The sequence below is a fragment of the Mesorhizobium sp. WSM4842 genome (genome assembly GCF_055901575.1).
In genome coordinates, this window is record NZ_CM148372.1 from 4913552 (window position 1) to 4927339 (window position 13788).

Annotated in this window: 10 protein-coding genes; 5 read left to right on the plus strand and 5 right to left on the minus strand. The window is 63.0% G+C overall.

Features of this window, described 5'->3' with window-relative positions:
* Positions 1 to 2: 2 nt before the first annotated feature.
* Together AC0NIE_RS23945 and AC0NIE_RS23950 are read right to left on the minus strand one after the other, a co-directional pair.
* Positions 3 to 704: a response regulator gene (locus AC0NIE_RS23945; protein ID WP_473487890.1), complete on the minus strand. Its 702-nt coding sequence runs from the start codon at positions 702 to 704 to the stop codon at positions 3 to 5.
* 43 nt (positions 705 to 747) lie between these two features.
* The gene (locus tag AC0NIE_RS23950) at positions 748 to 1326 is read right to left on the minus strand and encodes a Spy/CpxP family protein refolding chaperone (protein WP_473487889.1); all 579 of its coding nucleotides are present in this window, start codon (positions 1324 to 1326) and stop codon (positions 748 to 750) included.
* A gap of 133 nt (positions 1327 to 1459) precedes the next feature.
* Between AC0NIE_RS23950 and AC0NIE_RS23955 the strand changes: the two genes are divergently transcribed.
* The gene (locus AC0NIE_RS23955) at positions 1460 to 1606 is read left to right on the plus strand and encodes a hypothetical protein (RefSeq protein WP_473487888.1); all 147 of its coding nucleotides are present in this window, start codon (positions 1460 to 1462) and stop codon (positions 1604 to 1606) included.
* A 356-nt stretch (positions 1607 to 1962) separates the two neighbouring features.
* The gene (locus AC0NIE_RS23960) at positions 1963 to 3708 is read left to right on the plus strand and encodes an adenylate/guanylate cyclase domain-containing protein (protein ID WP_473487887.1); all 1746 of its coding nucleotides are present in this window, start codon (positions 1963 to 1965) and stop codon (positions 3706 to 3708) included.
* A 519-nt stretch (positions 3709 to 4227) separates the two neighbouring features.
* On the opposite strand, the gene AC0NIE_RS23965 is transcribed toward AC0NIE_RS23960, so the two are convergent.
* Positions 4228 to 4527 (minus strand): group II intron maturase-specific domain-containing protein, encoded by a 300-nt coding sequence (locus AC0NIE_RS23965; RefSeq protein WP_473487886.1) that lies wholly within the window; start codon positions 4525 to 4527, stop codon positions 4228 to 4230.
* The gene (locus tag AC0NIE_RS23970; RefSeq protein WP_473487885.1) at positions 4455 to 5495 is read right to left on the minus strand and encodes a reverse transcriptase domain-containing protein; all 1041 of its coding nucleotides are present in this window, start codon (positions 5493 to 5495) and stop codon (positions 4455 to 4457) included. The genes AC0NIE_RS23965 and AC0NIE_RS23970 overlap by 73 nt, the downstream gene beginning before the upstream one ends.
* A gap of 795 nt (positions 5496 to 6290) precedes the next feature.
* Between AC0NIE_RS23970 and AC0NIE_RS23975 the strand changes: the two genes are divergently transcribed.
* Positions 6291 to 8015 carry an adenylate/guanylate cyclase domain-containing protein gene (locus tag AC0NIE_RS23975; protein WP_473488908.1) on the plus strand — a complete coding sequence of 575 codons (1725 nt, stop codon included), beginning with the start codon at positions 6291 to 6293 and terminating at the stop codon, positions 8013 to 8015.
* Between the two features lie 189 nt (positions 8016 to 8204).
* On the opposite strand, the gene AC0NIE_RS23980 is transcribed toward AC0NIE_RS23975, so the two are convergent.
* Positions 8205 to 11588 carry a hypothetical protein gene (locus AC0NIE_RS23980; RefSeq protein WP_473488907.1) on the minus strand — a complete coding sequence of 1128 codons (3384 nt, stop codon included), beginning with the start codon at positions 11586 to 11588 and terminating at the stop codon, positions 8205 to 8207.
* Positions 11589 to 11684: 96 nt separating this feature from the next.
* Between AC0NIE_RS23980 and AC0NIE_RS23985 the strand changes: the two genes are divergently transcribed.
* Together AC0NIE_RS23985 and AC0NIE_RS23990 are read left to right on the plus strand one after the other, a co-directional pair.
* A complete protein-coding gene (locus AC0NIE_RS23985) occupies positions 11685 to 12152 on the plus strand; it encodes a peroxiredoxin (RefSeq protein ID WP_473488906.1) in 468 nt (155 codons plus the stop codon).
* 186 nt (positions 12153 to 12338) lie between these two features.
* Complete coding sequence (locus AC0NIE_RS23990; protein ID WP_473488905.1) at positions 12339 to 13628, plus strand: M23 family metallopeptidase; 1290 nt, start codon at positions 12339 to 12341, stop codon at positions 13626 to 13628.
* Positions 13629 to 13788: the final 160 nt, after the last annotated feature.

Below are 13788 nucleotides of genomic sequence, written 5' to 3' on the forward strand. Positions count from 1 at the left end.
GCTTATCTGTCACCGTCCTGGAAACGGGCAAAGACATAGCCCGCGCCGCGTACCGTAAGGATGCGGCGAGGATGTCTCGGATCGGTCTCGATCGCGGCGCGGATGCGCGAGACATGCACGTCGATCGACCGGTCGAACGCTTCCAGTTCTTCGCCCTTGACCATGTCCATGAGCTGCTCGCGCGACAGCGTGCGCCCGGCATTTTCGGCGAGCGCCACCAGCAGGTCGAACTGGTAGCTGGTCATCGGGCAGTCGCGCCCGTCGACGCGGGCCGAGCGCGAGGAAGGGTCGATCTCCAGCCGTCCGAAGCGGAGGATGCGGGGGGAGGCGTTCGCGCCGGCGTTGCGGCGGCGCAGGATTGCCTTCAGCCGCGCCAGCAACTCGCGCGGATTGAACGGCTTCGGCAGATAATCGTCGGCGCCTATTTCCAACCCCACGATGCGGTCGGTCTCGTCGCCTCGCGCCGTCAGCATCAGAACCGGCACATCGAAGTTCGCGCGGATGCGCTTGAGCGCCTCGAAGCCGTCCATGTCAGGCAGCATGACGTCGAGTATCACGGCATCGGGCGACAGCCGCGCGATCTCGGCAATGCCTGCGCCGGCCGTCTCCGCCGCTCGCACACGAAAGCCGTTGTCCGTCAGATATTCCGCGAGCATGGCGGACAGGCGCCTGTCGTCGTCGACGATGAGAACCTGGTCCGCCATGCTCGTTTGTTTGCTCCGATTCGAAACTGTGCCGGTACAGAGCTTACCAGCGGCGGTGCCAGCCGCGATCCTCGAAATGTTCGACCAGCTCCGCCCGTTGCTCGGCCGTCAGCACCTCGGCGGCGTCGAGCAGCGCCGTCGTCAGCTTGCGCGAGGCCTCGTCGACCGCCGCGATGCGCTCGGCTCGCAGCTTCTCCGCTGCCTCGCGGTCGATGGTTGCGGCGCCGAGCAGCTTGGCGACATCGTCTCGCGTGTCGCGGAAGCCTCGCATGATCGGGCGGACATCGTCGTGGAGCTTGTCCATGATCGCCTCCAGCTTGTCTTCCTGCTCGGGTGTGGCGTCGACCTCATCGAGCATGCGCTCAAAGTGATGGCCGCCGAAACCCGGGCCGCCAAACCCCATGCCGTGGCGGAAATTGGCCTGCATGTGCATGCCGGGACCGCCGTCGCTCTCGCCCATGCTGAAGCGCTGCATGCGCCCGTAATCCTGGCTGAGCGCGCCGGCGACGCCGACGCCGGCAAGCGCCGCTATCGCAATGCCGCCTATGGCGATGCGCTTGCCCCAGCTCTTCTTCTGCGGGGTGCCGGAGAGGCCGGCCGGTTCCTGATAGTTCGTTTCCATGATGCTGGTCCTTTCGCTAATGCGGCATCTCTGCCGCGACTGGGCCAGACTAGGAGCGCAATGTTTCGGCCGTTGCGGGCGAATGTAAAGTTGTGTGAAGCCGGCAAGGCGCTATTGCGGCGGAGCAGCGGGAGTGCTGCGGTGGTTCTCCACCCTACCTGAAACCCCGCGTCTTGAGCTTGATCTGATCGATGTGGCCGTAAGGGTCAATCTTTACGGTTTGCTGAAGGATGCGCCACTTGCCGACCTCAGCACCTCTAAGCGCGAACGTCTGGTGTGATGCCCGATGCGGGCGTTCGTAGGGCATCTCGCTGTTACATCGCGGTGACAAAAGCACCGCCACGGTGGCGTCAACCGGTTACACAGAGCAGGAAATATCTCCGGCCTTCTGGGAGTGGTCAGCGTCCCCAGAGGCTGCGTGGGCGTGTCGTCGGGTTGGCTGTTAGCGCGGCGACTGGAACGCTCGCAAGCGGGATAGCGAAGTCTCGTGAAGGCAAGGTCAAGCTGCGTTCTCCGTTCTGTATCGGCGACGGGCGGCGACTGGGAGAGATGGATACCATGCACGTAGGGCGTCCGGAAGTTGGCAGGACATGGACGCGGGGCGGCCCGCGTGCAGGCGCCTGGCTGAGCGGTGCAATGACCACGCAGCGCCGCATCGCAGCGATCCTGGCTTGCGACGTGGTCGGCTATTCGCGCCTGACGGAGCGCGACGAGCGCGGCACGCTCGAGCGGCTGAAGATCTACCGCAAGGACCTCCTCGAACCACTGGTCTCCGAGCACCAGGGTCGGATCGTCAAGCTCACCGGCGACGGCATGCTGTGCGAGTTCGCGAGCGTCGTTAACGCGGTGACCTCGGCGATGGCGATCCAGCAGGCCCTGGCAGAACACGAGGCGGAGACGCCCGAGGAAGAGCGGATTCGCTTCCGCATCGGCGTCAATCTCGGCGACGTGGTCTGCGAGGAGGACGGCGACCTCTACGGCGACGGGGTCAACATCGCCGCCCGCCTCGAAAGCATCGCTGATCCCGGCACCGTGGTCGTCTCGGGCACCGCCTACGACCACCTTCAGGGCAAGCTCGACTGCGGCTTCACGCCGCTCGGCGACCTGCGCCTCAAGAACATCGAGCGGCCTGTGCGCGCCTACCGCGTCGAGACCGACGCCAGCGCCTCGGTGACTGCACTGCCTCCCCTGCCCGAGAAACCCTCGATCGCGGTTCTGCCTTTCACCAACATGAGCCGCGATCCCGACCAGGAATACTTCGCCGACGGGCTGGTGGAGGACATCATCACGGGATTGAGCCGAGTGAACTCCTTCTTCGTGATCGCCCGCAACTCGTCCTTCACCTATAAGGGCCGGGCGGTGGACCTGCGCCAGGTCGGGCGCGAGCTGGGCGTCCGCTACGTGCTCGAAGGCAGCATCCGCAGAGCAGGATCGCGGGTGCGCATCAGCGGGCAGTTGGTGGACGCGATCAGCGGACACCATGTCTGGGCCGACCGCTTCGAGGGCGACGTGAGCGACATCTTCGACCTGCAGGACAAGGTGACCGAGAGCGTCGTCGGCGCCGTCGAGCCGAGCATCCGGCTGGAGGAGATCAAGCAGGCGCGCATGAAGCCGACCGACTACATCAGCGCCTACGACCTCTACCTTCGCGCGCTGCCGCGCTTCTACAGCATGACGCGCGAAGGCTTTGCCGACGTGCGCCGGCTCACCAACGAGGCGCTCAGCATCGACCCTAGCTTCAACTTGGCGAAGGCACTCGGCGCCTATATCCGCAGCCTATCCGTGAGCCAGTGCTGGCACGAGCCCGACGATACCCGAGTCGCCGCGCGCATGGCGCGCGAGGTACTGGCGGAAGCGCGCGACGACCCCACCAGCCTACGCTTCGCCGCGCAGGTGATCGCCTACAGCGCGAAGGACTACGAGATGGCGCTGGGCACGATCGAACGATCCCTGCTGCTCAACCCCAATTCGGCGCAGGGCCATACGGGCAGCGGCTGGGTGAACGCACATTCCAGCCGCCCGCTCGTCGCGATCGAGCACTTTCACAGGGCGATGCGGCTGAGCCCGGTCGACCCCGAGAAGGGCATCGCGCTCTCCGGCATCGGGATGAGCTACCTGATGCTCGAGCGCTACGAAGAAGCGCTGGCATGGGGAGAACGCGCGCTGCACGAGATGCCGAACTACGGCTCCTCGCACCGGGTGGTGATCATGGCGCTGGTCAAACTCAACCGGCTGGACGAGGCGCAGGCGGCGGCGCGGCGGCTGATGGAGGCGTTCCCGACCTACACGCTCACCCTGCAGAGACAGATCAACCCGTGGCGGGACAAGGTGTTCGCCGAGCGTTACGTCGAGGCGCTGGGCATCTCCGGCGTGCCGGAGTGATCGTCGCGGTTGCAAAGATGCCCTCTCCTGCGCGTCACGTCCGGCCAGGCGACGTCCGTTGATCCCGCGTCGCTTCTGGAAGGATAGTTCTCTGGCCGGCTTGTCCGAGGACCGAGCGCGTAGAGCAGCCGTGAACAGCCGGCGAGCTCTGTTAGGTTCGCGTCGAACTCCGGTTTCCACCCTGACGAGACCTACCGACGGTCCAGACAAATGTCGCCGTTGGGTCATAGTTTCACATTCGGGTAGGCTGCAAGGTAGACGATCGCTGACGAGTTCCGCACTGCAATCTTATGCGACTTTGACCCTAGGTTGATTGCGATCCTGCCCAAGGTCCACCCGGTTCCGAAACGGCACAGGGCGTAGAGTCGAGATGTGGCGCGGTGGCGGTAGGTTGAACATATCTGTTTGCCGCCTCTTTCGTCTGGCGGTGCCTCACTGGTTCGACCATGGCTCCATTTCCACACCCCGCTCATCGAACCGGACATGCAGATCTCCCGCATCCGGCTCTCGGACAAGATCTCACGCCTTCGCCCACGGCACATCGCGCCCAAGCCGTGTCAGACGTACGAGCCCAATATGCTCGTAAAGGTGCGAGTCTGGATAAGCCCCGCCCTTGCGTCGTCTGGTCTTGTGCTTGAGGCGCAACCACCGACGCAACCGCACCGCTGTGTAGCTGTCGAGCGCTCGGTATGCTCTGCTGGTGGTCCCTACAGAGAAGTAGTTGGCCCACCCACGCAATGCCCGGTTCACCTTAGCCACCAGCTTTGTGGTCTCTTGCCATGTCGTTCGGCGTTCGGTGAGCGCGTGGATATTCTCCACAGCCCGCCTGATGCTTTTCTTCGACGGCCGGTAGCCCAGACGGCTTTGCCAGTTGTCGGAGAGTACATCCGTCCAAACGAGTAGCCCAGAAAGTCGAACTCGCCTTCCGGAACCTTGCAGATTCGTGTTTTGTCCTCGTTCACCGTCAGCTTCAGCTTGCCCATGATCGCGCGCAGTTGATGCAGCGCCGCTTCGGCGTTACCCCTCCTGCACAGGATCACAAGGTCGTCGGCATAGGTGACGAGGCTTTGCTCAAGGCCGCGCTTCTTCCATCCCAACACGAACCGGCGCATGTACAGATTTGCCAGCAATGGTGAGATGGGTGAGCCCTGCGGGATGCCGCGCCGGTTGTCCCGCGCCTCGGTCGTGCGTGTCTTCCGTCCTCGATCATCGGTTTCTTCGACAGGGCATTCCAGCCACATCTTGATGAGATGCAGCACGCGCCGATCAACGATCCGGCGCGCTACTGACTTCATCAGTTCGGCATGGGGAATGCTCCCGAAGTAGTCCGCGAGGTCGGCGTCCACCACTTCCGGATGACCACGGAACAGCAGCTCCTCCACCTCGATCACCGCCTGCTGGGCATTGCGCCCGGCACGATAAGCATAGATTTCCGGTGGAAGGTCGGCATCAAAGATCGGCTCCAGCACCAGCATCGCTGCTGTCATGCAGACCCGATCCCGCACGGTCGAGATGCCCAGCGGCCTGAGTTTGCCGTTGGCCTTCGGTATAAACACGCGTCTGATCGGTTCCGGTCGGTAAGTCTCCTGCCTGAGCGCAAGCGCCAGTTCGCCGAGCCATCGCTCAAGCCCGTACGCGTCGATATCCTGACCATCCACACCCGGCGCGCCCTTGTTGGAGCGGCACTGGGCAAAGGCATGCGCAAGAATATCGTCGCGGCTGATCTTGTCGTACAGGGCGTAGAAGCGATAACCGGCTTCTGCCTTCGCTTTCGCGTGTAACGCCATCTGCAGTTTCTGGACACTTTTCGGAGTTGATAGGTTTCCCAATCTCCGGTCCCTCTCCACTTGTTGCGTTCGTCTTGAACTGAGGCCCCTTCCCTCCACCGGCATTACCCGGCTTCCCCGGTACTACGCGCCTCTCCGCCACCCCAGCGCGCCCGGCCTGTCCCTCGCGGGCGTCCGGTTGATCATCCCTGACCACGTCCTGGGGCTTCCCGTGTTGCGTGCGCTTTCCTTGTGTACATGCTGCCGCCAGTACCCCGGTGCAGCGAAAGTGGGTTCAATCGTCGCTCACACTCACCCATTTCGTGTCAGCCTTCCCCACAATGGCTGGTGGGTCGGCCTGCACATCGTCCTTTTCGAGGCTTGCTCAGCGTTCACTCACGTTGCGGCCTGCACACTCGCGCGGTCACCTACGTGACCACTATCCGAAGGCTTCAGACATTTTGTCTCCTCCATGCCTGCTCCGGTTGCTTCCGGCTGGAGCATCTTGCCGGGTGGGACTTGCACCCACTGGAAAGCGCCGCCTTGTCACGGCGCACGCCATTTGCAGACGTCAGCGAGTGCAGCCACTATGGTCCCAACTCGTGTTCATATCGGACGTTTCCGGTCTGACGCCGCGCGGATCGGGGCGTCTCCCGCCATTGATGCGATCGAGTTCGCAGCCACCTGGCGGAAGGCGGAAGGTTCTGATCCGCCCTTTCTTGCTGCTGCGGTAGGAAGACTTCTTGTTTCAGCCATAAGCCCAAATTGCTGGATTTGGCAGCCCAGGAAGGATAGGCTTGGTTTTTGGTTCAAGCGATGGAACAGAGACTAGCCGCAATTCTGGCTGCCGATATGGCGGGCTACAGTCGGCTAATGGAGGCCGACGAATCCGGCACGCTCGCACGCCTTCGGACCCATCGCATAGAACTGGTCGATCCCGCCATCGCGAAGAACAAGGGCCGGATCATCAAGACCACCGGAGACGGCATGCTCGTTGAGTTCCAGAGCGTGACCGATGCCGTGAAATGCGCCGTGGAAATCCAACAGCGCATGAAACGGCGCAATTCGGATGTGCCGCAAGAACGGCGTATCGAATTCAGGATCGGCATAAATCTCGGCGACATCATTTTCGACGATGAGGACATTTTCGGCGACGGCGTCAATATTGCCTCGCGCATCGAGCAACTCGCCGACGTCGGCGGTATCTGCGTGACCGCAGCGGTGGCGACCCAAATTGCCGACCGTCTCGAAATTGCCATGGAGGACCTGGGCGAGAAGACGTTAAAGAACATCAGCCGCCCGGTTCGCCTCTATCGCATTGGGTTTGACAGTCATGTCCTGCCAGAAGTCGAGGCAAAGCGATCCATCTCGAAACCTTCGATAGTGGTGCTGCCATTCAACAACATGAGCGGCGACCCCGAGCAGGAATTTTTCGCGGACGGACTGACCGAGGACATCATCACCGAACTGTCCCGCCACCATGAGCTGTTCGTCATCTCGCGCAATTCCAGCTTCGTCTACAAGAACCGCGCCGTGAATGTGCGCGAGGTGGCCGAGAAACTCGACGTCCAATACCTGGTGGAGGGAAGCGTCCGCAAGATCGGCGACAGGGTGCGCGTGACGGTTCAGCTCATCGACACGGCGAATGACGCTCATATTTGGGCAGACAAATATGACCGGAAGCTGGACGACATATTCGCGATTCAGGATGAGGTGACCGCGGCGATCGCAGCCACGCTGCCCGGTCGTGTCGAGGCGGCTCAGCGGGACCAGCTCGCGCGGGCGAAACCTGCAAACATGGCCGCGTATGAATGTGTGCTTGCTGCCAAGGTGCTGCATCACCGAAGCACGATTGCGGATAATGAACGCGCGCAAACCTTGATAGGCAGGGCCGTCGCGCTCGACCCCGATTATGCCCATGCCCATGCCTGGCGGGCCTGCATTCTTGGCCAGGCCTGGGTCCATAACTGGTGCCAAGACAGGGATGCCGTCTGGAACGACATCATGGCAGCGCTGGACAGGGCGCTGGCGCTGGACGACAACGATGCCGATGTCCACCGCATCCTCGCCGCAGTGAACGTGAACAACAATGAGCTGACCACAGCGCGCTACCATCAAGAGCGCGCCCTCGCCCTCAATCCCAATTACGACCTCGTGGTGGTGCAGCAAGGCGAGTTATTGACGTGGCTGGGGAGGCCGGAAGAGGGAATTGAATGGATCCGCAAGGCAATGCAGTTGAACCCGCACCACCCGGAGAGGTTCTGGAGCCATCTGGGAAAGGCGCATTTCGCCGCGCGCCAGTATGGCGAGGCGATCGAAGCTTTCATGCATCTGTCAACCATGGACTCGGTTCAGCACGCTTTCGCCGCTGCCTGCTACGGCTGGCTCGGCGACGAAATCGCGGCCGCGGCGCATCTAGGCAAGATCAGAACGCTCGATCCCCAATTCGACCTCGATTCATTTATCGCCACCCTGCACTATGCCCAGGAGTCTGATGTGCAGCACGTCCGCGAAGGACTGCTGAAAGCCGGTATTGCCTAGCCAGCCCGTAACTACGAACCAGATCCAATCGGGGACAGGCAAAAAAGACCGGCCCCCCACCCAAGGACGAAGCCGCTCGCGCGGCACTGGCGCGCGAGCGGCTTCGTCCAGGGGTCATGGGCGTGAATTCAGCCGGGGCGATCCACTGAGGGCCAAGACTCGGTCGCTCGAAGTGATTGGGTTTTGACCTTACCGGTACTCGAAGATCGACCTGAAAATTCCCGGCGCGATCACCGACAGCGGATTGACGTCCAGTTTCGGCTTGTTGGCATCGCCCCTGAGCCGGTAGGTCACGCCGATCAGCCCGCGATCGCGGCCATTGCCGAGCAGCGCACCGAACAGCGGCAGTTCGCCAAAAATGCGGTTGATGCCGTAGACCGGCATGAAGGTGCCGGTCATGTCCATGTTGTTGTTCTGGTCGTAGAGCGTGCCCTGGAAGGTGGTGCCGATCCGCGGGCCGCGCAGCACGCCATTGGCCAGCTTCAGATAGCCGGCGCCCTTTTCGATCTCGGAAAAGCCGCGCTCGAACTTCACTCTCGACGTGTCGATATTGGCTTTGACGGCTTCGTTGAGGCTGCGGCTGTCACCGGCCGGCGTCGTCGATACGAGCGAGGCGAGTTTCGGCTCGTTGACCACGAAGAAATCATGCGAGTCGACCTGGCCCTTCATCGGCCCATCGCTCGCCCCGGCGAGCGCCAGCGTGATCGAACCGCCCTCCATATGCTCGTAGATGTTGAGGAACCGCAGTATGGCGCCGGCATCGGCCGACGTTACATTGAGGGCACGCCTGCCAGCGCCGGTCGTATTGCTGATGCTTATGGCAGCACCCGAACTTGCCGTGGCGCTCACCTTGAGGCCGTTCACCCTGGAGCCGGCGGCGCTGTAGTCGAGCTTCAGGTTCGACAGTGTCTCGTTGTGGAAGCCGGTCAGGGAATTGACATCGGCGCTCACCGAAATCGCGTCGGAACCCGTGGCCTTGGTGGCGGTGTCGACATCGGACGTGAATTGCTTGATCAGCGAGCGCGCGTCCAGCGCGCTGCCGCTGATGTCGATCGCGTAGCCCTTGCCCGATCGTTTCACCGACACGGCAACGTCGTCTCCCCGGTTCAACTTGACGTTGCTGAACCGCGCCGAGGACAGGGCGCCGTTGACCAGCACCACGCCGCCGTCGATCGAAAAAGTCTTTCCATTCAGGTCGAAGTCGGACAGCGTCGTGGTGTCGCCTGACTTGGCCATGGCGAAGGTGACATCGGCTGGAATGCCGGGTCCCTTGCTCCAGCCTGCCCAGGGAATGTCCAGCCTGGCATTGGTCAGGTCCGCCGAAACAGTCTCGTTGCCCGTGCCGCTCTTGTCGATCTCAACCTTGACGGTTCCCGAAAGCAGCTCCGACAGGCCAGGCATGGCGGCGGCACGCACCTTGTCGTCGAGCACCAGCGCCACTTTCCGGCTGCGTGGCGGTCCGCCATCCCTGAGCGGTTCGATCAGGTCGAGTTCGGCTGGAATGCCGTTGAGCAGCGCCTTGGCGGAGATCACGGCCTTCTCAGGCTCCACACTGATCGAACCGTCGGCGTCGGTCACCGTCTGGCCTTCGAACGGCTTGCCCAGCGACAGGTCCTTGTAATCGAGCGTCACCAGCCAATCGAGTTTCGACCTGTCGACGCCGGACTGTAGCGGAATGTCCGCCTTGACGTGGCCGGTCACCGTGCCCGACAGATCTTCCGGCAGCAGGCCGACATGGCGCATGGCATTGATCGGATCATAAGAGGCGAGTTCGGCGATTGCGGACGCTTCCCCGGCGACGTCGATATCGAGCGCGCCGATCACCGGCGGGCGGTTCGCCGCCTTGATCGTCATCGTGCCGTTGCTTGCCGCCACCGTGCGGCCGCTGCCCATATAGACGTTGCCCGAGGACAAGGCGATGTCGACGTCGTTGCCGTGGAATTCGGCGACGCCCGCGGCATCGCGTATCGGCGGGATGTGGCCGGCCGTATCGAAACGCGATCCCTCGATCTGGAAACGGCCGAACACTTCATCTGATGAAAGCGGGATCCCGTTGCCGAGACGCCCTGGCGCAACCTGGAATTGCAGGCTCGCATCGACGACGCGGCCGCCGAACAGGTTCTTCAGCACCCAAAGGCGAACCTTTCGCGCGGAAAACCAGGGCCACAACTGCTTGACATGCGAGACCGGCATGTCGTGGACGTTGAAGGCAACAGATATGCCCGGCACCTTTCCCCTAGCGAACTCAACCGAAGCCGTGCCCAGTGCCTCGCTGGCGGTTCCGGACCTGATCCCGATCTGCTCGGCCACGAGCTTGTGGCTCCTGGTCTGGTAGACGCCGGCGACGCGGGCGATGAAATTGAGCGCAGGTTCGGAGGATTCCGAAGGCGCCAGCGTCGAGCCGTCGCTGGTCAGGTCGTAGCGATAGGATGGCTCCTCGCCCGCTGTCCCGGTCGCAGGCTTCGGCCCGATCGAACCAGCGAAATTGAAGATCGAGCGATCGGTTTTCAACAGCAGCTTGTCGACCTGGATCTTGTTCGACCCGGCGACAAGTGTCGCATCCAGATCGGCGTCTGCTGTAAGCGAGCCACGCGAGCCAAAATCGAGCACGGAACCGGCGAACGACAACGAGGCCGTCAGCCGCGACGCGTTCTCGCCGGATCCTTCCGACCCCGCCAGCTTCAAGGCAATCGCACCCAGCGTCCCGCCCGGCGCGGCCGCAGCCTCGCCGGTCTGCGCTATCTCGACGCTGGCATCCAACGCCGTCACGCGCTGTGTCGTCGTATCCCGGGTGGCTGAGGCAGCGATGGTGAGCGCCCTGCCGTCGATATCCGCGTCGGATGAAAACTCCATGCCGCCCGGCCCCGACTGCGCAACGGCGGCATCTGTGATCCTGACCAGTTTGACCGACCCCGCCTCGGGCAGAACGAGGTCGACATTGCGGAGGTCGATCTGGCGCATCGAATCCTCGCGCACCGCATCGAGCGCGTGGTTGATGTTGGCAAAGACCGCATCGGACAGTCTTTCCGGGTCGACGAGGCCATCTTCATTGCGCAGCGCCGCCGTCCAGTCGCCGCCCGACGGCAGCGCCGCCATCACGATGCGTGCATCGGAAATCCTGGCGCTGGTGAGCCGCACCTCGCCCGAAAGCAGCGGTATCAGCCTTATGCCGAAGCGGACACGCCCGGCGTCGGCCATTGGCTTGCCGTCGGCGGCTTTGAGGCTGACGTCGCTGACCTGCAGCGCGATGAAGCTCGACCCGTCGAGCGTCAGACGGGCCGGCCCAACCGCAACATCGACGTCGACGCCGGCCAATTTCTCGATGGCCGTTTCCGCTTCGGCCCGCAGCCGCTCGGCGCCGAAACCGGACATGCCGATCGCATACACAGCGACAGCGGCCAGCAGCACAAGGGCCATAAGGCCGGCAAACAGCCGCGCAAGAATACGAACGCCGCGGCCGATCGACGCCTGGCCGAGCGGCGGTACGCGGCACGCGGACGGGAAGGCACCCAGGTCGGTGATCTCATCACGCCTGAATCTGATCTTCTCGTGCTGCGGCTGCTCCTGATCCACGCAATTTTCCGTTGAACGAACTCGACCGGTGGACGAATCCCAGTTTCACATTATATCGATGCGGCTTGGCGCGTAACCACAAACAAGGGCATCGATATGGCTGATCTCGACGTCGGCGATCTGGCGCCGCAATTCGATCTTCCCCGCGACGGCGGCGGATCGCTCAGCCTCGCGGCCTTCCTCGGAAAGCCGGTCGTGCTTTACATCTATCCGCAGGACGACACCACCGGCTGTACCAATGAGGCGATCGGCTTTTCGCAGCTGAAGCCCGAATTCGAAAAGCTCGGCGCCGCCGTCATCGGCCTGTCGCCGGACAGCGTCCGAAAACACGACAAATTCAAATCAAAATACGATCTGACCATCGACCTTGTCGCCGACGAGGAGCGCAAAGTGATCGAAGCCTATCACCTGTGGGTCGAGAAGAAGCTTTATGGTCGCCGCTATATGGGTGTCGAGCGTGCAACGTTCCTGATTGGCAGCGACGGGCGGATCGCCCGGATCTGGCGAAACGTTCGCGTCAAAGGCCATGCCGAGGCGGTGCTGGAGGCGGTGCGCGCGCTTTGACGTAAACACCGGCTGTGGCCTGAAGCCGAATGTGAGGCATCAGGCGCCGGAGCCTGCACGTCAGCCCCTGATGCCAATTCGGCTGCAACCCATGGGCTGCAAGCATCTGGGCGTTAGCAACCGACCGTTAACCTTAATGATGTGTAATCAGGCTTGTCGTTGGTGTCGTAACGAAAGCTTGGTCCCGTGAACGTAGCCAGTCAGTCAACGGTCTTCGGCAGGCGCAAGGAGCCCCACACGGTCATTATCGCCCGGGGCAACGAGATAAGGCATTTCACCATACGGCCATGGGCAGCCGCATTTTGCGGCTCCGCCCTGGCCGCGATGGCGATAGGCTATCTGCTGGCGACCTCCTATCTCGTGCTGCGCGACGACCTGATCGGCGCGACCACGGCACGGCAGGCGCGCATGCAGCAGGCCTATGAGGACCGCATCTCGGCACTACGCGCCCAGGTCGAGCGGATCACCAGCCGTCAGCTTCTCGACCAGCAGCTCATGGAAACCAAGGTTGGCGAACTGCTGGAACGACAGACCCAGCTCAGCCTGCGCCATGGCCGCCTCGGCCCGCTCCTCGAACGCAGCGAGAGCGATGCCGGCACGCCAGCTGCCGCGGGCACTGCTGCGTCCGCGAAGCCTGATAAACGCGCCGACGGGACCGACGCCCAGCCGCAGGCCTATTCGGTTGCCAGCGTCGGCGCCAACCCTAGCGCCGGCGATACCAGGCCGTTCTCCCTGTGGTCGACCCGCACCGATCCGCTGCCGAGCGACACGGCGGCCGATCGTGCCGACAGACTGTTCGTATCGATCAACGAGTCGCTCAAGGCCATAGAGAGCCAGCAGCTCACCCGCATCACCACGCTTGCCGACAACGCCTACAGAAACGCCGACGCGATCTCTCAGGCGCTCGAGGCGGCTGGCCTGCCGGTCGACAGCGATTTCGGCAAGAGCGATGCCGGCGGTCCGCTGATACCGCTCGACAGTTCGATGACGTTCGACAGCAAGGTAAGGGAACTCGACGAGGCGCTGGACGCGCTCGACCGTCTGAAGACGGAGGCGCGACGGCTGCCGCTCGCCAATCCCGCCCCCGGTCGCTCTGTCACCAGCCCGTTCGGCGTGCGCACCGACCCGCTGCTCGGCACCGCCGCGCTGCATTCAGGGATGGATTTCAGGGCGCCGACCGGAATGCCCGCCAAGGTCACGGCGCCCGGCATCGTCGTCAAGGCCGGCTGGAACGGCGGCTATGGCCGCATGGTCGAGGTCGACCATGGCAACGGCTTTGCGACCCGCTATGGGCACCTCAGCAAAATCGACGTGACCGTCGGCGAGAGGCTCAACGCCGGCGACGTCATCGGCAAGACCGGCAGCAGCGGCCGCTCGACCGGCCCGCATCTGCATTACGAGATCCGCCACAACGGCGAAGCCATCGACCCGCTGCGCTTCCTCAGGGTCGGCAAGAAGGTCGCGCAGTACCTCTGATCTAATTCCCTGGCATAGTTGCAGCCTGTCGTGCCGACCATCTCCCCCATTGCGGCAGGGCAATCGTATTTGGATTTTTGCGAAGGTGGACCCCCATCCTAACCCTCCCCACAAGGGGGAGGGAACGCTGCCGCGCGCCCTTACTTCCCCTTGGCGCCGA